Here is a 17,291-nt window from a genome sequence, read left to right on the forward strand (position 1 = left end):
CGCTGCGCGCCAGCTTCTCCCCGAGGGCGAGAAGCATGGCACAGCGTCCACCCTTGTGCCTCTCCCCAGCGGGGAGAGGGTGGATCGGCCGGAAGCCGAGACGGGTGAGGGGGACCTTTCCACGAGTGCGGACCTCTACTGCACCGCCGCCAGCATCTCTTCGATCCACGCCGGGGAATTGGCGATAATCTCGCTTTCCTCGAGTGTAAGCGTCTTGTCCGGCTGCGGCAGACCTTCAAAGGACGCGTCCAGCTCGGTGCCCAGATCGACGACCGGGAACATCCAATTGGTGGTCGGGATCACTTTCTGCCCTTCGACCGAGGTCAGATAGGCGAGGAAATCGCGGGCCAGATCCTGCTGGTCGGAGGATTTCAATATCCCCGCCACTTCGATCTGCGGGAAATGTCCTTCACTGAACATGGCCGCCTTGATGGTGTGATCATCCTCGTCAAAAATGTGGTAGGCCGGCGATGTGGTGTAGGACAGGACCATATCCGCTTCCCCATCGAGGAACAGCGCATAGCTCTCGCTCCACTCGCGGGTAATGGTGAGGATATGCGGCTTGAGGCCCGCCCAGATTTCCGGGGCGCGCTCGCCGTAGGCGGCCTTGACCCAGAGCATCAGCCCAAGGCCCGGCGTGGCCGAGCGCGGGTCCTGGATGGCGATCTTGATGTCGTCGGGCAGTGCGATCAGCTCTTCAAACGAGGCCGGCGGCACCGGCATGGTGTCGGTGTCGTGCATGAAGGCGAAGTGCGAATAGTCGAAGGGCACGAACTGCGCATCGGTCCATTCGCCCGGCAGGGCGAGATCGCTCAGCGCCAAGCCATGATCGGCAAAGAGCCCTGTGGCCCGTGCCTCTCCGGCAATGGCGGTATCGAGCCCCAGGATCATATCGGCCTCGGTGCTTTCGCCCTCAAGCTGCACCTTGCGCAGCGTGCCGATGGACGAGTCGGCGGCCACCCAATTGACCGTGCAATTGCAGGTGGCTTCAAAGCCGTCCTTGAGCGGCACGCCCGGACCCCATTCCGAGGCAAAGCCGTCATAGGTGTAGATAGTGAGGGTGGGCTTGCCCTGTGCGATTGCACTGCCGGAAAATCCGGCAATAAGGACCGCAAGCGCCAGCGAGGAGGATTTGACCATTTTGGTCTCCCTTCGTTTGGTGTGCGGCCATGGGTGAAGGGATGTGTCAATGGTAAGGACGCGCGAGGGCACCCTTGCCATCTCGAACTTCCTCCGCCAGCATGACCTGGTTCAGGTTCTATGGGTAACTCTCAGCTCCGGCGGTAACCGGAACACCCCAGCGAGACGGTGCGGACCTTATTGAGAGTGAACCCAGAGTGCAATCCCCCAATCCATCGACCCAAAAACTGCTGCTCAGCTTTGATCGACCACTGGCCATTGTCGGCGGCGGCACCGTTGATCCCGCGCTTTTGCGCGAACTGGCCGCGCGCCAGGTGGCCCTTGTCGGCGCTGACGGCGGCGGCAATGCCATAGGCGCTGCCGGGCTCATTCCCGAGGCCATTCTGGGCGATCTTGATTCGCTCGAAGATCGTGCGGCGTGGGAAAAGCGCACAAGCGTCATCCACATTCCCGAACAGATCACCACCGACTTCCAGAAGGCACTCTATTCCACCGAGGCGCCGGTGACCCTCGCCCTGGGCATGACCGGCAAACGGCTTGATCACACATTGGCGGCGCTGAGCGCCCTGCATGAAGTGGCACACAGCCGCCGGGTGATCCTGGTCGATGAGGTGGACGTCGCCCTCGCCATTTCAGGGCGCTTTGCCTTCGACGCGGCGCCCAGGGAGCGCATCTCGGTGCATCCTCTGGTGCCGATTGTCTTTGAGCGGACCGAGGGCCTCTACTATCCGATGAACAACCTGCTGCTCGACCCGGCCGGGCGCCTGGGCACCTCGAACGAGGGCACCGGCGGGCGGGTTGAGATCGTGCCGAAGGACCAGACACCCTGGCTGCTGATCCTGGGGCGCGAGCGGCTCTGGGATATGGTGGCAGCGTGTGAGGCGGCTGAGGAACACACCCACCTGGCCTCCCCCTGAAAAAAGGGGAGGTTGGGTGGGGGTAAATGGCCTAAACCGCCTCAGCCGTCCTGAACTGCAGTTTTGCCAGGTCGGCATAGCGGCCGCCCTTGGCGACCAGCTGGTCATGGGTGCCATGGTCGATGATCTCGCCGCCATCGAGCACCAGGATGGTATTGGCATCGCGGATCGTTGCCAGACGATGGGCGATGACCAGCGTGGTCCGCCCTTCCATCAGGTGTTCCAGGGCCAGTTGCACCAACCGCTCGGATTGCGCGTCGAGCGCCGAGGTGGCCTCGTCGAGCAGCAGGATCGGGGCATTCTTCAAAATGGCGCGGGCAATGGCGAGGCGTTGCTTCTGCCCGCCCGAGAGCATGACGCCGCGTTCGCCCACCACCGTGTCGTAGCCGGCGGGCAGGTCGGTGACGAAGTCATCCACCAGCGCCGCCTTGGCTGCCGCGATCACCTCGTCCATGGCCGCATCGGGTTTGCCGAAACGGATATTGTCGGCAATGGTGCCGGCAAAGATGATCGGCTCCTGCTCGACATAGGCGAAACGCTGCCGCAACTCGCTCAGCTTCACATCGCGGATATCGACGCCGTCCACCGCGATAGTCCCCGCGTCGACGTCATAGAAGCGCTGCAGCAGCGACAGCGTCGTCGACTTGCCCGACCCCGAGGGGCCGACCAGCGCCACGGTCTCGCCCTTGCCGACGCTGAAGCTGACATTGGTCAGCACCTTGTCGCTGCCCGCCTCGCCATAGGAAAAATTGACACCTGTGAAGGTCACCGTGCCAAGCGGCGGGGTCGGCAGCGCCACGGGCCGGGCGGGATCAACGATTTCGGGCTTGGTATCGAGGATTTCGGTGAGGCGCTCCGTGGCCCCCGAAACCGTCTGCAAGGTGCCCAGCACTTCCGAGACATTGGTCAGCGCGCCCGACGCCATCAGCGCATAGACGAGAAACTGCCCCAATTGCCCGGCCGTCACCGAGCCGTCGAACACCGCACGGGCGCCCCACCACACGAGCCCCACCAGCGCGGCGGTGCCAAGAAAGATCACCATGCCCACAAGAAAGGCGCGGGCGCCCAGACGCTTGACCTCGGCCCTGTAGCTCGCCTCGCTGCTGGTGTCGTAATGGGCGGCCTGCACATGTTCCTGGGTAAAGGACTTCACCGTGCGATTGGCGCCCAGCATTTCAGTCGCCATGGCGGAGAGGTCCGCCAGCGCATCCTGGGTGCGGCGCGACATGCCGCGCAGGCGCCGCGCATAGATCATCACCGGGAACAGGATCGCCGGCAGCGCCACAACCACGGCAATCGTCAGCACCGGACTGGTGAGGATCATCATGGTCAAGGCGCCAATGATAGTGACGAGCGAACGCAGCGCCAGCGAGAAGCTTGACCCGACGGCGCCCCGAATGACGGTCACGTCGCCATTGAGGCGGCTGGTCAGCTCGCCCACCCGGTGGGTATCGAAATAGCGGGTTTCAAGCTGCAGCAGATGGGCGAACACCGCCTGCCGCAGATCGGCAACCACACGCTCGCCAATGACCGAGATAAAGTAGAAACGCGCGCCGCTGGCCACAGCCATGATCACCGAGATGCCGATGATCAGCCAGCCATAGCGCCCGACATTATCAAGGTTCTGCGCGACAAAGCCCTCGTCAATCGCGCCGCCCAGCACGGCCGGGATCGCCAGCGAGGAAATGGCCGAAACCAGGAGGAAGAGGACGGTAAGAGCAAGCCGCAGCGGATAGCGCAGCAGGAAGGGAAACAATCGGCGCAGGGGTTGGAGCTGGCGCGGCGCCGCCTTGACCTCGGAAACGATCTTTTCGGGGTCGGTTGCTGCCGAAACGGCCTGGTCTGTCATGGCTGGAACACGCCGTTCTTGCTGCGGGACCGGCTAGGGCCGGCGACCGCCCCCATATAGGGGCTGCCCCCCCGCCCCGCAACCACGCGCGGCGGGGCAAAAATGCCGCGGCAGGCTTCACCCCGCTTGTTTGCGGCAACGCGTTCTGCACTCTTGCAGAACCCGAGCTTCTGCTGTAGGAAGCCGCCACAACACCAGATTGATGCTCTCCGGGCGCTGCGGCGCCCGTTTGATTTGAGGCAAACCATGAAGACCGGCATTCACCCCGACTACCACACCATCAACGTTGTCATGACCGACGGCACCACCTACCAGACCCGTTCGACCTGGGGCAAGGAAGGCGACACGCTGCAGCTGGACATCGACTCCAAGACCCATCCCGCCTGGACCGGCGGCACGGGCCAGCTGATGGACCGCGGCGGCCGCGTTTCGCGCTTCAAGGAGCGCTTCAAGGGTCTTGGCATGTAAGCCAAACTCTTCGACGAGTTTTCAGCAAAGCCCGGCCCCCGCGCCGGGCTTTGTGCTATCCGGGGACCTGCATGTTCATCCTGACACTGACCTATACCGTGCCGCTCGATGCCGTCGACGCCCATATCGCGCCGCATATGGCCTGGGTGGCAGAGGGCTATGAAAAGGGCATCTTCCTCGCCTCGGGCCGCAAGGAGCCACGCACTGGCGGCGTCATCCTCGCCCATGGGCAGCGCGATGCGCTGGCGGCACTGGTCGCCACCGACCCTTTCGTGATCGCGGGGGTGGCGCAATATGAGATTACCGAGCTGGTGCTCAGCCGCACTGCACCGGGTCTGGAAAGATTAAAGGCCTGAGAATTATTCGGCGCGGGCGAAGGCGGCCTTGAGGCGGGAGAGCTGGTCGGCCACGCCATTGGCAACACCCGGCGTCATCGGCGGCAAAGTGCCCTTTTCCAGTGCGTCGAGCTGCATCACCCGCTCAAACAGGCGGTCGCCCTTTTCGATAAAGTCGCGCAGCGCCCGCGGCAGCTCGTCATAGCCCGGCCCGCCGCGCTGCGAGGGCGTTGCGGAGAACTTGACCTTCTCCTTTTCGGAGCGGGCGTTGTCGCGCGAGATCTCGCCTTCATTGACCGCCCGCTGCAACAAGAGCCACGAGGCCAGCTGCATCAGGCGCGTGGTCAGGCGCATGGATTCGGTGGCGTAGAGGAAGCCGGCTTCGCGCGGCAGCACCCGGCTCTCGATCCGGCCATCGGCGTCGAGATAAGCGGCCACGGCCTCGATCAGGCCCATGCCTTCGCGGTAGAGCGCATCAAAACCACTCGACGCCACGATACGCGGACCGATTGAGATTGCTTGCCTCGTGTCGCCATTGTCGGCCAATGGGGGTCTCCTCTATGGACCGATGCTAGCCCGAACCGGGCAAGGGGTCACTTGAAGGGTCCCAGTATTGTTAATTTTGTGGTTGAAGCGTGGCCCGCCAAACCTGGCCCTGAAAAAGAAAAAGAGCCGCAAGACTGCAGCTCTCGAAGTTAACAGGGAGGCGTCAAACAGAGGGAGAAACCACTCTGAAAAATCCAGAACAATCTGAATAACCTGACGTTACCGCCCAAACATTAATTTGGCCTTAACAGGCAGAGGTTTCTTAACCCTGTCGATTGACTTCAGCGCAACCTTACCGATTTGCCCTCAAGCAGAGCACGACCGGTCAGGGTGATGATGGCGTCATCGCCAATAACATCGACCCATCCCTTGGCATGGAGTGGCACGATGTCCCGGCGCGCCGGCGGCACGGCGCCATCGGCCAATGCCCGCAGGGAAGCAATTTCGCTGGCATGCACGCCCTCGAGAATAAGATCGTCCTGTCGCACCATTTCCATCTCCTCCGTGAACCTTAGCGAAATGGGACTAGAAGCGGCCTTTGTCCATAAGCCAAAGGTTGGAGCGACGGTGGCGTGCACTCAGCAATTGCCGCATGAACACCTGTACCGGCTCGGTCATCCAGGCCCGCTCCAGCGCCGTGCGGGCCGGCGTCAACACCCGGACCGGGAGTTCCTGCAGGGGCGCCCTGTTCCTTTCGGACTCCAGGAAATAAAGCCCGCTCAGCGTCAACAGCAGCGCCACGCCCAAAAGATTCCAATCCATTCCGCAATCCTCTTCCAGCAATGGGGCAAAACTACCCGCACGCTTGAGAGAAACGAACCATAACCCCTTGTTAACACTAACAGGGCTCAGGACCGGAAACGGCCACACGGCAATTGGTGCCATCAGCAATCTGGCCGTGTCGGTCCATGGCGTTAGAATTTGAACGCGGATTCGGCGGCCCGGCGTGACTGATCCTTGGCCTCGATGGCCACCCGCAACCGGGCAATCTCGGCCTCCAACAGGGCTATGCGCTCTTCAAGCTCGACCACCGAGAGCGTATCGAGCCGCATCCCGACCTCGTGACTGGCCGGGCGCTTGATCTGTTCCTCATCCATTTCGTCCTACCGGGTTTGTTCTTTGGCCCCAAGTTTAGCCCACCTGCCTTGCCGGGCAAGTCGGCTTGCGCCAGCATGGCGACATGACTCGGCCCGACACCATGACTGCCATCTCCATTTCGGCGCCCGGCGGCCCCGACGTGCTCATCCCCTCCACCCAGCCGGTCCCGGCGCCCGGCCCCGGCGACGTGCTGATCCGTGTTGCCGCCGCCGGGGTCAATGGCCCGGACCTGGCACAGCGCCGTGGCCATTACGCCCCGCCCCCCGACGCCTCGCCGCTACCGGGGCTGGAAGTGGCCGGCGAAATCATTGCCATGGGCAAGGCTGTCACGGGGTTCGCCCTGGGAGACGCCGTCATGGCGCTGACCAATGGCGGGGGCTACGCCGAATATGTTGCCGTTCCGGCAGGCCAGGTGCTGCCGGTGCCCGAAGGCTGGAGCATGATCCAAGCTGCGGCCCTGCCCGAGACATGGTTCACCGTGACCCAGACCCTGGTCATGCGGGCCGGCCTTGCTCCGGCCATGACGGTATTGGTGCATGGCGGGGCCGGCGGCATTGGCGGCGCGGCCATCCAGATCTGCTCGATCATCGGCGCACGTGCCATTGCCGTGGTGTCGGACGAGGACAAGGCCAATTATTGTGACGCGCTGGGCGCTGTGGCCAGCATTGATCGCACGCGCGAAAACATCGCCGACCGGGTCATGGCGCTGACCGATGGCCACGGCGCCGATAGGGTTCTGGATCTCATCGGTGGCGCGCTGACCGCCGTCAATATCGCGGCTTCCGCCCGTGGCGGCCACATCGTCCAGGTCTCGACCCTTGAAGGCGCCAACGCCACTGTGCCGCTGCGCGCCATGATGGCGAAGGACCTTACTCTCTCGGGATCGACGCTGCGGCCGCAAAGCGCGGCCACCAAGGCCGCCATTGCTGATCGCATCCGCACCGATTTCCTGCCCGCCCTGTCGGCCCCGGGCTGGATCAAGCCGCAGATCGCAACCTATCCGCTCGCCAGCGCGGCCCAGGCCCATGCGGAAATGGAAAGCCGCCGGCATCGCGGCAAGCTGATCCTCGTGACGACCTTCGGCGCCGGGGAGAAAGCGAGTTAGCCGTTGCGATTGCGCGGCATTTTCCCTATATTGAGCGTCAGTTCCCCCTCAGCATTAGGCCAAGAGGCGGAGCGGCCCGGAGGAAGACCGGCCGCGCCATCAGGAGAAATTTAACCATGTCCCAGTCCCTTTTGATGCCCAAGGCGACCGCCGTCTGGCTCGTGGACAACACCGCCCTGTCCTTCGAGCAGATCGCCGCCTTCTGCACCCTGCATCCGCTGGAAGTGCAGGGCATTGCCGATGGCGACGTGGCCAGCGGCATCATGGGCGTGAACCCGATCCAGAACGGTCAGCTGACACGCGAGGAAATCGAAAAGGCCGAGGCCGACCCGAGCTATCGCCTCAAGGTTTCCGAACCCAAGGTTCGCGTTGCCGCCGTCAAGCGCAAGGGTCCGCGCTACACCCCGATCTCGCGCCGCAACGAGCGCCCCAATGCCATCAAGTGGCTTGTGCGCAACCATCCCGAACTCAAGGACGCCCAGATCATGCGTCTGGTCGGCACCACCAAGTCCACCATTGATTCCGTGCGCGAGAATTCGCACTGGAACGCCGCCAACCTGGCCGCAATGGACCCGGTGACGCTGGGCCTGTGCAGCCAGATCGACCTCGATCTTGAGGTCAAGCGCGCCAGCAAGGATGCGCCGACCCAGACCGAAATGCACGAAGGCACGACCCTGCTCACTGCCGAAGAAGCCCTGGCCCGCGCCGCAGCGCGTCTGGCCCCCCAGAGCGAAGGCGAATATGGCGAGGACGGCATGGGCCGCGGCGCATCGTCGTCCGACGAACAGCTCGACGCCGATTCGGTTTTTGCCAAGCTCAAGTCGATCAAGACCGACACCGACGAATAGCGCATCGAGGCCAGCAGGATGGAAGACAATATTCTGCTGGCCCTTTTCGTCCTGCTCGCCGCCAGTGCCGCCCTCGTGCCGCTGGCCAAGGCAACCGGGCTGGGCACCGTACTGGGCTATCTGGCCGCCGGTATTCTCATCGGCCCCTACGGCCTGAAACTCCTCACCGACAGCGACACCATCCGCCACATCGCCGAATTCGGCATTGTGCTGATGCTGTTCCTCATCGGGCTCGACCTGCAGCCGCGCGAAGTCTGGCGCATGCGCAACAAGGTGCTGGGCCTGGGCCTGCCGCAAATGGCGCTGACCACGCTGGCCGTTTCCATTGTGGTCTATTTCGCCGGCTTCGCGCCCAATGTCGCGATCATCGTCGGGCTGGCCTTTGCCATGAGCTCGACCGCCATTGCCATGCAGACCGCCGAGCAGCGCGATATCACCCGCACCGATGCGGGCCGGTCCAGCCTTGCGGTTCTCCTCGTGCAGGACGTGGCCGTCATCCCCATTCTGGCCATCGTGCCCTTGCTGGCGCTCGCCACCAGCGGCAGCAATCTTGAAGCCGAAATCTCCGAGGCCGTCGCCGAGGTGGATTCCCCGATCTTCTGGCAGACCTCGTTCCTGCTGCTGGCGACTTTTGTCGCGGCCGTCGTCGGCGGCCGCTATGTCGTGCGCCCGCTGCTCGCCTTGATCGCCCGCACCGCCGTGCGCGAAGCCTTCACCGCCCTGGCGCTGGCGCTGGTGATCGGCGCGGCCCTCGCCACCCAGGCGCTGGGCCTGTCGCCGGCGCTCGGTGCGTTCATCGGCGGCGTGCTGCTGGCCGACAGCGAATATCGCCATGAGCTTGAAAGCAATCTCCAGCCCTTCAAGGGCCTTCTGCTGGGCCTGTTCTTTGTGTCGGTCGGCATGTCGATTGCCTTCGCCGAATTCCTCGACAGCCCCTGGCTGATCGCCGGGCTGGTCCTGGCCGTCATCGCCATCAAGTTCACAATCCTGCTCGGCCTTGGCGCCCTGTTCCGCCTCAACAAGGCTGACCGTCTGCTGGTTGCGATCCTTCTCAGTCAGGCCGGCGAATTCGCCTTCGTGGTCCTGCAATTTGCCAATAATCACAACGCGCTTGAGGCCGACGCCTTCGCCATGTTCACCGTGGTCGTCGCACTTTCCATGGCCACGACGCCGCTGTTGCTGCTGGCCTTTGACAAGCTCGTGGCGCCACGGCTCGACGCGCGCAACAAGGTCCACCGGCCCGCCGATGCCGTCGATCAGCAGCGCCGCATCGTCGTTTTGGGCTATGGCCGCTTCGGCCAGATCGTGACCCGCATGCTGCGCAGCTACGGCTATGACATGACGCTGATCGACGATGACGCGGCCCAGATCGAGCTGGTCAAGACCTTTGGCGTCAAGGTTTTCTACGGCGACGCCTCGCGCACCGACCTGCTGCATTCCGCCGGCGTCAAGCAGGCCGAACTGGTCATCATCGCCGTGGGCGGCGCCGACCGTATCCTCGAAATTGCCCGCAATGTGCGCCGCAACTTCCCCGAGGTTGCCATCGCCGCCCGGGCGGTGGATCGCGGCCATGCCCATGAACTGATGGAACTGGGGGTGACCCTGTTCGAGCGCGAAACCTTCCATTCGGCGCTGCATCTGGGCAAGCGGGTGCTGACCCATCTCGGGCACCCCGAAGAAGAAGCCGAGCAGTTGGCGCGCGATTTCCATGCCCGCGACCAGGAATTGCTCGAGCGCGCGTTTGAGCTGCGCAACGACCGCGAGGCCTTTCTGGGCACGGTCCGCCAATCCATGGCCCTGTTGCACCAGGCCATGCAGGCCGATCAGCCGCGCCCGGCGCCCATTGTCCCCAAGACACGCAAGCGCAAGACCACCAGCAAGCCCGGCAAGGTTGACAAATCACGCCTGCCAAGGTCGGGATAACGCCTTCTCCTGCCCGGACTAGAATTTCCCATGTTTGATCCAGTTTTCGTCACGATCGCCGTGATCGCGGTGCTTGTCGTTGGCCTCTCCAAGGCCGGGCTCCTGGGCGGCCTCGGCGTCGTCGGCGTTCCGCTGCTGGCCCTGGTCATGGCGCCGCGCGACGCTGCCGGCATGATGCTGCCGGTGCTGCTGTGCATGGATGCGGTGGCCATCTGGATGTACCGCAAGGAATGCGACTGGAGCCTGTTGCGCATCATGTTGCCCGGCGCCGCCATCGGCACCCTGGTCGGCTGGGCGCTCTGGGCCGTGGTCAGCGACGCAGTGGTGCTGCTGATGGTGGGCGTGGTGACGCTGCTCTTTGTGCTCGACGCCATCTTGCCGCTGCGCAAGAAGCTGGAAGGCCTGCCTCCCTCAAAGCCCTGGGGCGTGCTCTGGGGCGGCATTGCCGGGTTCACGAGCTTTATTTCGCACACCGGCGGCCCCCCGTTCCAGATCTATGTGCTACCCCGCCGCCTGCCCCCGGCGGTCTATGCAGGCACCACGGCCTTCTTTTTTGCCATCGTCAACACCGCCAAGCTCGTGCCCTATTATTTCCTCGGCCAGCTCAATGTGCACAACCTGACCCTATCGGCAGCGCTTGCCCCGGTTGGTGTGCTCGGCGTCTTCATCGGCATCTATCTGGTTCGCCGCATTGACGCGCGTCTCTTCTACCGCATCGCCTATTGGCTGGTGTTCATTCTGGCGCTGCAATTGATCTGGGAAGGGTCGAGCCGGTTGCTGGCGGGGTAACCGGAAGCCCCCTCACCGACCTCCGCTTCGCTCCGGCCACCTCTCCCCAAGAGGGAGAGGAATGGGCACTTTGCCCAAACGAGCACCGCCGCATTCTTCTCCCTCTCGGGGAGAAGGTGGCGCGCAGCGCCGGATGAGGGGGTGGGCCGAGCTGAGTGGAGCCATCTGTCACCACACCGCCTTCACATCCCCCAACGCCCTAGCTAAGGTCCGCCCCGAAACAGTTTCGGAGTCGCCTATGTCCGCCACCGCACAAAAAGGCCATAACCAGTTCGGCAACCTGCCGGTATGGGATCTCAATGATCTTTATCCCGGCAAGGACAGTCCCGAATTCAAGGCAGCCATGGACGAGGCCAAGAGCCTCGCGACCACCTTCGAAACCACCTACAAGGGCAAGCTGGCCGAGCTGACCACCTCTGGCCGCCTGATCGAGGCGATCAAGGACAGCGAAGTGCTGGGCGACCTGACCGGTCGCATCGGCTCGTTCTCCTTCCTGCAATATGCCCAGAAGTCCACGGACCCGGATCGCGCCAAGTTCATGGGCGACACCAATGAGGCGCTGACCACGCTCTCGACCAAAGTGCTGTTCTTCGAACTCGAATTGAACCGCATCGACGATGCGACGCTTGAAGCCGCCATCGACAAGGACCCCGAGCTGGCGCGCTACCGCACCTGGTTCGCCGATTTGCGCAAGGCCAGGCCCTACCAGCTCGACGACAAGCTCGAAGAGCTGTTCCACGACAAGTCGGTCACCGCCTATTCGGCCTGGAACCGCCTGTTCGACGAGACGCTATCGAGCCTTGAATTCGAGGTCGACGGGGAAACCCTCAATCTGGAATCCACGCTCCACCTGCTCTCGGAAAAGGACGAGAAGAAGCGCGAATCTGCCTTCAGGGCCCTGGGCAAGGTGCTGGCGGCCAACGGGCGGCTGTTCACCCACATCACCAATGTGCTGGCCAAGGACAAGGAAATCTCCGACCGCTGGCGCGGCTACCAGGATATTGCCGACAGCCGCCATATGGCCAATGCCGTCGAGCGCGAAGTGGTGGATGCCTTGCAGAGCGCTGTCCAGGCCGCCTATCCGCGCTTGAGCCATCGCTACTACAAGATGAAAGCCAAGTGGTTCGGCAAGGACAAGCTCAACGCCTGGGACCGCAATGCACCCCTGCCCACCAGCGACGAGCGCATCTGGGACTGGGACAGCGCCGTCACCACCGTGCTCGACGCCTATGGCCGCTTCTCGCCCGAACTGGCGGACGTCGCAAAGCCCTTCTTCAATTCAGGCTGGATCGACGCGCCAACCGGCAATGGCAAGCTCTCGGGCGCCTTCGCCCACCCGACCGTGCCCAGCGCTCATCCCTATCTGATGCTCAACTATCTCGGTCGCACCCGCGATATCATGACGCTCGCGCATGAGCTGGGCCATGGCGTGCACCAGCGCCTGGCTGCCGCGCAGGGGCCAATTCTCGCCAATACGCCGCTGACCCTGGCCGAAACCGCTTCGGTCTTTGGCGAAATGCTGACCTTCCGGGCGCTGCTCGAAAAGACCACTGATCCCCAGCAGCGCTTTGCCCTGCTCTCGGGCAAGGTCGAGGACATGCTCAACACTGTCGTACGGCAGATCGCCTTTTATACCTTTGAGCGCAAGGTCCACACCGCCCGTCGCCAGGGCGAATTGCGCACCGAGGAAATCAACGCGCTCTGGCTTGAAGTGCAGGCCGAGTCCCTGGGCGACGCCATCATCGCCAATGAAGGCTATGAGAGCTTCTGGGCCTATATTCCCCACTTCATTCATTCGCCTTTCTATGTCTATGCCTATGCCTTCGGCGATTGCCTTGTGAACTCGCTCTACGCACAGTATGAGAAGGCCAGTGATGGCTTTGCGGAGCGCTACTTTGAGCTCCTCAAGGCAGGGGGAAGCAAGCATCATTCCGAACTTCTGGCACCCTTTGGGCTCGATGCCAAAGACCCCCAATTCTGGACGCTCGGCCTCTCGATGATCGAGGGCCTGATCGACGAACTGGAAGCCACGGCCCCATAGGCTGCGACTTTCGGCCCATAACCAAAAGACGACTGTACTTTCGAGGACCGAATGGCCAAAACCCGCCCCGAACACCACGCCGCCCCAGTACTGGAATCCGCAATGGACTACGCCGAGCACGAAAAAACCTACAATGGCTTCGTCACCGGCGTGAAGTGGTCGCTTTATGCGATTGCGGCGATGATGGTTATCCTCTTCTTCGTGATCAATCCCTGATCCGAACCAAGCAAGCAGGCACATGAGACAAGCCTGCCCGCGGGCAGGCGGGTAGGAGAGTTTCCATGAAGATTGCCGTTTTGCGCGAACGGTTCGAGGGCGAGAGCCGCGTTGCGGCCACCCCCGAAACCATCGCCAAATTCATTGGCCTGGGCGCCGAAGTCAGCGTTGAAAAAGGCGCCGGAACCGGCTCCCGCATCAGCGACGACGACTTCAAGGCGGCCGGTGCCGGCATTGGCGCCAGCGCCGCCGCGACGCTCAAGGGCGCCGACATCGTGCTCTGCGTGCGCCGTCCGGCCGCTGGCGATCTGTCCGGCGTCAACAAGGGCGCCCTGCTGATCGGCGCGCTTGATCCCTATGGCAATGAAAAGGATGTCGCCGCCCTCGCCAAGGCGGGTGTGGCGGCCGTCTCCATGGAATTCATGCCGCGCATCACCCGTGCGCAGGTCATGGACATTCTCTCTTCCCAGGCAAACCTGGCCGGCTATCAGGCCGTCATCGAGGCAAGCGCGGTGTTCGACCGCGCCCTGCCCATGATGATGACCGCCGCCGGCACGGTTCGTCCCGCCAAGGCCTTCGTGATGGGCGCCGGCGTTGCGGGCCTCCAGGCCATTGCCACGGCCAAGCGCCTCGGCGCCCTGGTTTCGGCCACCGACGTGCGTGCCGCCGCCGGCGAGCAGGTGGAATCGCTGGGTGCCAAGTTCATCATGACCGATGCGCTCAAGGACGCTTCGGGTGCCGGTGGCTATGCGCGCGAGCTGACCAAGGACGAACAGGCCTCCCAGGCCGAACTGGTCGCCGGGCACATTTCCAAGCAGGACATCGTCATCACCACGGCGCTCATTCCGGGTCGCCCGGCGCCGAAACTGGTCACCAAGGCCATGGTGGAGAGCATGGCCCCCGGCTCGGTCATCGTTGACCTCGCCGCCGAACGTGGCGGCAATGTCGAATTGACCCAGCCCGGCAAGGTGATCGAGCATAATGGCGTGACCATTATCGGCTACACCAATCTTGCCGGTCACATCCCCACCACCGCCAGCCAGCTCTATGCGCGCAATCTTCTGGCCTTCGTCACCACGCTGATCGACGCCAAGGAAAAAAAGCTCGCCATCGACTGGGACGACGAGCTGGTCAAGGCAACCGTGCTCACCCGCGACGGCGCAGTGGTGCATCCGAACTTCGTCGCAGCCCCGGCTGCGGCACAGCCGGCCAGCGCCGCCAAGCCAGCGACCAAGAAGCCAGCAGCTGCCAAATCCGCAACGGCCAAGGCAACGGCCTCCAAGGCCCCGGCCAAGAGCGCGGCAACACCAAAACCGGCGGCGCCCAAGCCTGATATCGCGCATGACCCTGAGGCCAAGCCCGCAGCGCGCAAGACGCCGGCCCGCAAGACTGCCGCCAAGCCGGCGGCGGCCGAAGCCCATCCACAGTCCGCAGCAGCGCCTGCCAAAAAGCCCGCGGCAAAAAAGCCGGCTGCCAAGAAGCCCGCCGCCCCCAAGGGAGGAGACCAGTAAATGGAAACGACGGCTGAACACATTGCCGATGTCGCCGCCGTGGCGCATGGCGCTATTGGCGGGGCCATCGACCCCTTCACCTTCCGCCTCGCCATTTTCGTCTTGGCGATTTTCGTGGGCTATTTCGTGGTCTGGAGCGTCACCCCGGCCCTGCACACCCCGCTGATGAGCGTCACCAACGCCATCTCCTCGGTGATCGTGGTGGGCGCCCTGCTGGCGGTTGGCGTCAATCTCGCCAATGACGCCAGCTGGGTCAGTAAGCTCTTCGGCTTCATCGCCCTGGTGTTTGCAAGCGTGAACATCTTTGGCGGGTTCCTCGTAACCCAGCGCATGCTGGCCATGTACAAGAAGAAGGGCTGATCGAAATGATCGACGCAAATATCGCCGCCCTTCTCTATCTGGTCTCGGGCGTTCTGTTCATCCTGGCCCTGCGGGGCCTGTCGCATCCTTCCTCATCGCGCCAGGGCAATATGTTCGGCATGGTGGGCATGGGCATTGCCATGGTCACGACGCTGGCCGTCGCCTCGCCATCCGATTGGGTCAGCTGGCTGCTGATCATCGGCGGCCTGGGGCTCGGTGGCGGTATTGGCGCCTTCATGGCCCGCACCGTCAAAATGACCGACATGCCCCAGCTGGTCGCCGCCTTCCACTCGCTGGTGGGTCTGGCCGCCGTCTTCGTGGCTGCCGCCGCGCTCTATGCGCCCGAGGCTTTCGGCATTGGCGCAATTGGGGCCATCCACGCCCAGGCGCTGGTTGAAATGTCCATCGGCACCGCCATTGGCGCCTTCACCTTCACCGGCTCGGTCATCGCCTTCGCCAAGCTCAACGGCAATATGAGCGGCAAGCCGATCATCCTGCCCATGCGCCATCTGCTGCATGGCGCCATGGGCCTTGCCATCGTGGCGCTGGTCTGGACCTTTGCCGTCACTGGCGAACCGACCCTGTTCTGGATCATCACCATCCTCGCCCTGGTCCTGGGCGGCCTGATGATCATCCCCATTGGCGGCGCCGACATGCCGGTCGTGGTTTCCATGCTCAACTCCTATTCGGGCTGGGCCGCGGCGGGCATCGGTTTCACCCTGGGCAATACCGCGTTGATCATCACCGGCGCGCTCGTCGGCTCTTCGGGCGCCATCCTCTCCTACATCATGTGCCGGGCAATGAATCGCTCGTTCATCTCGGTGATCCTGGGTGGCTTCGGGGGCGACACCTCGGGTGGCGCTGCCGCTGGCGAGGATGATCGTCCGGTCAAGCAGGGCGCCGCCGACGACGCGGCCTTCCTGATGAAAAACGCCGGCAAGGTCATCATCGTCCCCGGCTATGGCATGGCCGTGGCCCAGGCGCAGCACGCGCTGCGCGAAATGGCCGACCTGCTGAAAAGGGAAGGCGTCGAGGTCAAATACGCCATCCATCCGGTGGCCGGCCGCATGCCCGGGCACATGAACGTGCTGCTCGCCGAAGCCAATGTGCCCTATGACGAAGTGTTCGAGCTCGAGGATATCAATTCCGAATTCGCCCAGTCCGACGTAGCCTTCGTCATCGGCGCCAATGACGTGACCAACCCCTCCGCCAAGACCGACAAGACCTCGCCCATCTATGGCATGCCGGTCCTCAACGTCGAGGATGCGGGCACGGTGCTGTTCATCAAGCGCGGCATGGCTGCCGGTTACGCGGGCGTTCAGAACGAGCTGTTCTACCGCGACAACACCATGATGCTGTTCGGCGACGCCAAAAAGATGACCGAAGACATCGTCAAGGCACTTGGCCACTGACGTCGAGCGGTCGTCTTGCACCAGTCACGCCTATGGCGTGGCTGGACGCTCCAATGGCGGGAAACTGTGGAACCCCTATGCCAATGACTGACGGCACATTTTGGAAAGCGCGGCCATGAGTACCGCGCTTTTTTCATTCGCGCTGGCAAGCCTGCTCATCGAGCTGACGCCGGGCCCCAATATGGCCTATCTGGCCATTCTCGCCGCAGACCGGGGCCGCGCCCCTGGGCTGGCCGGTGTTGCCGGCGTCGCGCTGGGGCTGGCACTTCTGGGCCTGCTCGCCATCCTCGGCCTGGGCGCCTTGGTGCTGGAGCAGCCCTGGCTCTACCAGACGCTGCGCTGGGCCGGCGTCATCTACCTGCTTTATCTTGCCTGGGAGGCCTGGAGCGACTCGCGCAAACCCATTGAAGCGGTTGACCCCCATTTGGGCGCCTGGCGCTATTTCCGGCGCGGACTGATCACCAATCTGCTCAACCCGAAAGCAGCCTTGTTCTACGTGACGGTCATGCCCAGCTTTCTGACCACGACCGCCTCAAGCGAGGCCATGCTGTTTGGCGCCGTCTATGTGGCCGTCGCCACTGCGGTCCATGCTGGCGTCGTTCTCCTGGCTGGAAGCGTTCAGCCCCTTTTGACCATTCCGTCGCGTCGCCGCATCATGGGCCTGGTCTTTGCCGTCCTGCTGATCGGCATTGCCGCCTGGGTCACTATGACAACGGCCCGCTAGGGCGGTTCC

Annotated in this window: 19 protein-coding genes and 1 riboswitch; of the genes, 13 read left to right on the forward strand and 6 right to left on the reverse strand. The window is 63.4% G+C overall.

The annotated features are described in order from the left end of the window. Nucleotides 1-135: 135 nt before the first annotated feature. Complete coding sequence (gene thiB / locus NIM87_RS14030; RefSeq protein WP_254675322.1) at nucleotides 136-1,140, reverse strand: thiamine ABC transporter substrate binding subunit; 1,005 nt, start codon at nucleotides 1,138-1,140, stop codon at nucleotides 136-138. Between the two features lie 71 nt (nucleotides 1,141-1,211). After that, nucleotides 1,212-1,310, reverse strand: a riboswitch (TPP riboswitch). 27 nt (nucleotides 1,311-1,337) lie between these two features. Between thiB and NIM87_RS14035 the strand changes: the two genes are divergently transcribed. Next, nucleotides 1,338-2,057: a thiamine diphosphokinase gene (locus NIM87_RS14035; protein WP_254675323.1), complete on the forward strand. Its 720-nt coding sequence runs from the start codon at nucleotides 1,338-1,340 to the stop codon at nucleotides 2,055-2,057. Between the two features lie 31 nt (nucleotides 2,058-2,088). On the opposite strand, the gene NIM87_RS14040 is transcribed toward NIM87_RS14035, so the two are convergent. Then, a complete protein-coding gene (locus tag NIM87_RS14040; RefSeq protein WP_254675324.1) occupies nucleotides 2,089-3,906 on the reverse strand; it encodes an ABC transporter ATP-binding protein in 1,818 nt (605 codons plus the stop codon). 246 nt (nucleotides 3,907-4,152) lie between these two features. On the opposite strand from NIM87_RS14040, the gene rpmE reads away from it, so the two are divergent. Both rpmE and NIM87_RS14050 read left to right on the forward strand, forming a co-directional pair. Continuing rightward, a complete protein-coding gene (gene rpmE / locus NIM87_RS14045) occupies nucleotides 4,153-4,374 on the forward strand; it encodes a 50S ribosomal protein L31 (protein ID WP_254675325.1) in 222 nt (73 codons plus the stop codon). A gap of 71 nt (nucleotides 4,375-4,445) precedes the next feature. Next, nucleotides 4,446-4,730: a YciI family protein gene (locus NIM87_RS14050; RefSeq protein ID WP_254675326.1), complete on the forward strand. Its 285-nt coding sequence runs from the start codon at nucleotides 4,446-4,448 to the stop codon at nucleotides 4,728-4,730. Between the two features lie 3 nt (nucleotides 4,731-4,733). On the opposite strand, the gene rcdA is transcribed toward NIM87_RS14050, so the two are convergent. The 4 genes from rcdA to NIM87_RS14070 all read right to left on the reverse strand — a co-directional run bounded on the left by rcdA (nucleotide 4,734) and on the right by NIM87_RS14070 (nucleotide 6,352). Beyond that, nucleotides 4,734-5,255, reverse strand: coding sequence for a protease adaptor protein RcdA (rcdA, locus tag NIM87_RS14055; protein ID WP_254675327.1), 522 nt, complete (start codon nucleotides 5,253-5,255; stop codon nucleotides 4,734-4,736). A gap of 281 nt (nucleotides 5,256-5,536) precedes the next feature. Continuing rightward, a complete protein-coding gene (locus tag NIM87_RS14060; protein WP_254675328.1) occupies nucleotides 5,537-5,746 on the reverse strand; it encodes a hypothetical protein in 210 nt (69 codons plus the stop codon). A gap of 34 nt (nucleotides 5,747-5,780) precedes the next feature. Next, on the reverse strand, nucleotides 5,781-6,017 hold the full coding sequence (locus NIM87_RS14065) for a hypothetical protein (RefSeq protein WP_254675329.1): 237 nt from the start codon (nucleotides 6,015-6,017) through the stop codon (nucleotides 5,781-5,783). A gap of 152 nt (nucleotides 6,018-6,169) precedes the next feature. Then, nucleotides 6,170-6,352, reverse strand: a complete 183-nt coding sequence (locus NIM87_RS14070) for a DUF1192 domain-containing protein (protein WP_254675330.1) — start codon at nucleotides 6,350-6,352, stop codon at nucleotides 6,170-6,172. 83 nt (nucleotides 6,353-6,435) lie between these two features. Here NIM87_RS14070 and NIM87_RS14075 point away from each other — a divergent pair, with 83 nt between their 5' ends. The 10 genes from NIM87_RS14075 (at nucleotide 6,436) to NIM87_RS14120 (ending at nucleotide 17,282) form a co-directional block, all read left to right on the forward strand. Next, complete coding sequence (locus tag NIM87_RS14075; RefSeq protein ID WP_254675331.1) at nucleotides 6,436-7,458, forward strand: NAD(P)H-quinone oxidoreductase; 1,023 nt, start codon at nucleotides 6,436-6,438, stop codon at nucleotides 7,456-7,458. A 116-nt stretch (nucleotides 7,459-7,574) separates the two neighbouring features. Beyond that, the gene (locus NIM87_RS14080; protein WP_254675332.1) at nucleotides 7,575-8,306 is read left to right on the forward strand and encodes a DUF1013 domain-containing protein; all 732 of its coding nucleotides are present in this window, start codon (nucleotides 7,575-7,577) and stop codon (nucleotides 8,304-8,306) included. An 18-nt stretch (nucleotides 8,307-8,324) separates the two neighbouring features. Further along, nucleotides 8,325-10,229, forward strand: coding sequence for a monovalent cation:proton antiporter-2 (CPA2) family protein (locus NIM87_RS14085; RefSeq protein ID WP_254675333.1), 1,905 nt, complete (start codon nucleotides 8,325-8,327; stop codon nucleotides 10,227-10,229). Nucleotides 10,230-10,259: 30 nt separating this feature from the next. After that, nucleotides 10,260-11,018, forward strand: a complete 759-nt coding sequence (locus NIM87_RS14090) for a sulfite exporter TauE/SafE family protein (protein ID WP_254675334.1) — start codon at nucleotides 10,260-10,262, stop codon at nucleotides 11,016-11,018. Nucleotides 11,019-11,256: 238 nt separating this feature from the next. Beyond that, the gene (locus NIM87_RS14095) at nucleotides 11,257-13,059 is read left to right on the forward strand and encodes a M3 family oligoendopeptidase (protein ID WP_254675335.1); all 1,803 of its coding nucleotides are present in this window, start codon (nucleotides 11,257-11,259) and stop codon (nucleotides 13,057-13,059) included. Nucleotides 13,060-13,110: 51 nt separating this feature from the next. After that, nucleotides 13,111-13,275: an aa3-type cytochrome c oxidase subunit IV gene (locus NIM87_RS14100; RefSeq protein WP_254675336.1), complete on the forward strand. Its 165-nt coding sequence runs from the start codon at nucleotides 13,111-13,113 to the stop codon at nucleotides 13,273-13,275. A 65-nt stretch (nucleotides 13,276-13,340) separates the two neighbouring features. Beyond that, nucleotides 13,341-14,786 carry a Re/Si-specific NAD(P)(+) transhydrogenase subunit alpha gene (locus NIM87_RS14105; protein ID WP_254675337.1) on the forward strand — a complete coding sequence of 482 codons (1,446 nt, stop codon included), beginning with the start codon at nucleotides 13,341-13,343 and terminating at the stop codon, nucleotides 14,784-14,786. Then, nucleotides 14,787-15,146 (forward strand): proton-translocating transhydrogenase family protein, encoded by a 360-nt coding sequence (locus NIM87_RS14110; RefSeq protein WP_254677810.1) that lies wholly within the window; start codon nucleotides 14,787-14,789, stop codon nucleotides 15,144-15,146. A gap of 8 nt (nucleotides 15,147-15,154) precedes the next feature. Beyond that, nucleotides 15,155-16,558, forward strand: coding sequence for an NAD(P)(+) transhydrogenase (Re/Si-specific) subunit beta (locus NIM87_RS14115; RefSeq protein WP_254675510.1), 1,404 nt, complete (start codon nucleotides 15,155-15,157; stop codon nucleotides 16,556-16,558). A gap of 115 nt (nucleotides 16,559-16,673) precedes the next feature. Continuing rightward, nucleotides 16,674-17,282, forward strand: coding sequence for a LysE family translocator (locus NIM87_RS14120; RefSeq protein WP_254675338.1), 609 nt, complete (start codon nucleotides 16,674-16,676; stop codon nucleotides 17,280-17,282). Nucleotides 17,283-17,291: the final 9 nt, after the last annotated feature.

The sequence above is a fragment of the Devosia ureilytica genome, assembly GCF_024273195.1.
Taxonomy (GTDB): domain Bacteria; phylum Pseudomonadota; class Alphaproteobacteria; order Rhizobiales; family Devosiaceae; genus Devosia; species Devosia ureilytica.

What these genes read in the sequence shown, in the direction of transcription:
- thiB (WP_254675322.1), bottom strand. Translation starts at nt 1,140, where the DNA reads ATGGTCAAATCCTCCTCGCTGGCGCTTGCGGTCCTTATTGCCGGATTT.
- NIM87_RS14040 (WP_254675324.1), bottom strand. Translation starts at nt 3,906, where the DNA reads ATGACAGACCAGGCCGTTTCGGCAGCAACCGACCCCGAAAAGATCGTT.
- rpmE (WP_254675325.1), top strand. Translation starts at nt 4,153, where the DNA reads ATGAAGACCGGCATTCACCCCGACTACCACACCATCAACGTTGTCATG.
- NIM87_RS14050 (WP_254675326.1), top strand. Translation starts at nt 4,446, where the DNA reads ATGTTCATCCTGACACTGACCTATACCGTGCCGCTCGATGCCGTCGAC.
- NIM87_RS14060 (WP_254675328.1), bottom strand. Translation starts at nt 5,746, where the DNA reads ATGGTGCGACAGGACGATCTTATTCTCGAGGGCGTGCATGCCAGCGAA.
- NIM87_RS14065 (WP_254675329.1), bottom strand. Translation starts at nt 6,017, where the DNA reads ATGGATTGGAATCTTTTGGGCGTGGCGCTGCTGTTGACGCTGAGCGGG.
- NIM87_RS14070 (WP_254675330.1), bottom strand. Translation starts at nt 6,352, where the DNA reads ATGGATGAGGAACAGATCAAGCGCCCGGCCAGTCACGAGGTCGGGATG.
- NIM87_RS14075 (WP_254675331.1), top strand. Translation starts at nt 6,436, where the DNA reads ATGACTCGGCCCGACACCATGACTGCCATCTCCATTTCGGCGCCCGGC.
- NIM87_RS14080 (WP_254675332.1), top strand. Translation starts at nt 7,575, where the DNA reads ATGTCCCAGTCCCTTTTGATGCCCAAGGCGACCGCCGTCTGGCTCGTG.
- NIM87_RS14085 (WP_254675333.1), top strand. Translation starts at nt 8,325, where the DNA reads ATGGAAGACAATATTCTGCTGGCCCTTTTCGTCCTGCTCGCCGCCAGT.
- NIM87_RS14090 (WP_254675334.1), top strand. Translation starts at nt 10,260, where the DNA reads ATGTTTGATCCAGTTTTCGTCACGATCGCCGTGATCGCGGTGCTTGTC.
- NIM87_RS14095 (WP_254675335.1), top strand. Translation starts at nt 11,257, where the DNA reads ATGTCCGCCACCGCACAAAAAGGCCATAACCAGTTCGGCAACCTGCCG.
- NIM87_RS14100 (WP_254675336.1), top strand. Translation starts at nt 13,111, where the DNA reads ATGGCCAAAACCCGCCCCGAACACCACGCCGCCCCAGTACTGGAATCC.
- NIM87_RS14105 (WP_254675337.1), top strand. Translation starts at nt 13,341, where the DNA reads ATGAAGATTGCCGTTTTGCGCGAACGGTTCGAGGGCGAGAGCCGCGTT.
- NIM87_RS14110 (WP_254677810.1), top strand. Translation starts at nt 14,787, where the DNA reads ATGGAAACGACGGCTGAACACATTGCCGATGTCGCCGCCGTGGCGCAT.
- NIM87_RS14120 (WP_254675338.1), top strand. Translation starts at nt 16,674, where the DNA reads ATGAGTACCGCGCTTTTTTCATTCGCGCTGGCAAGCCTGCTCATCGAG.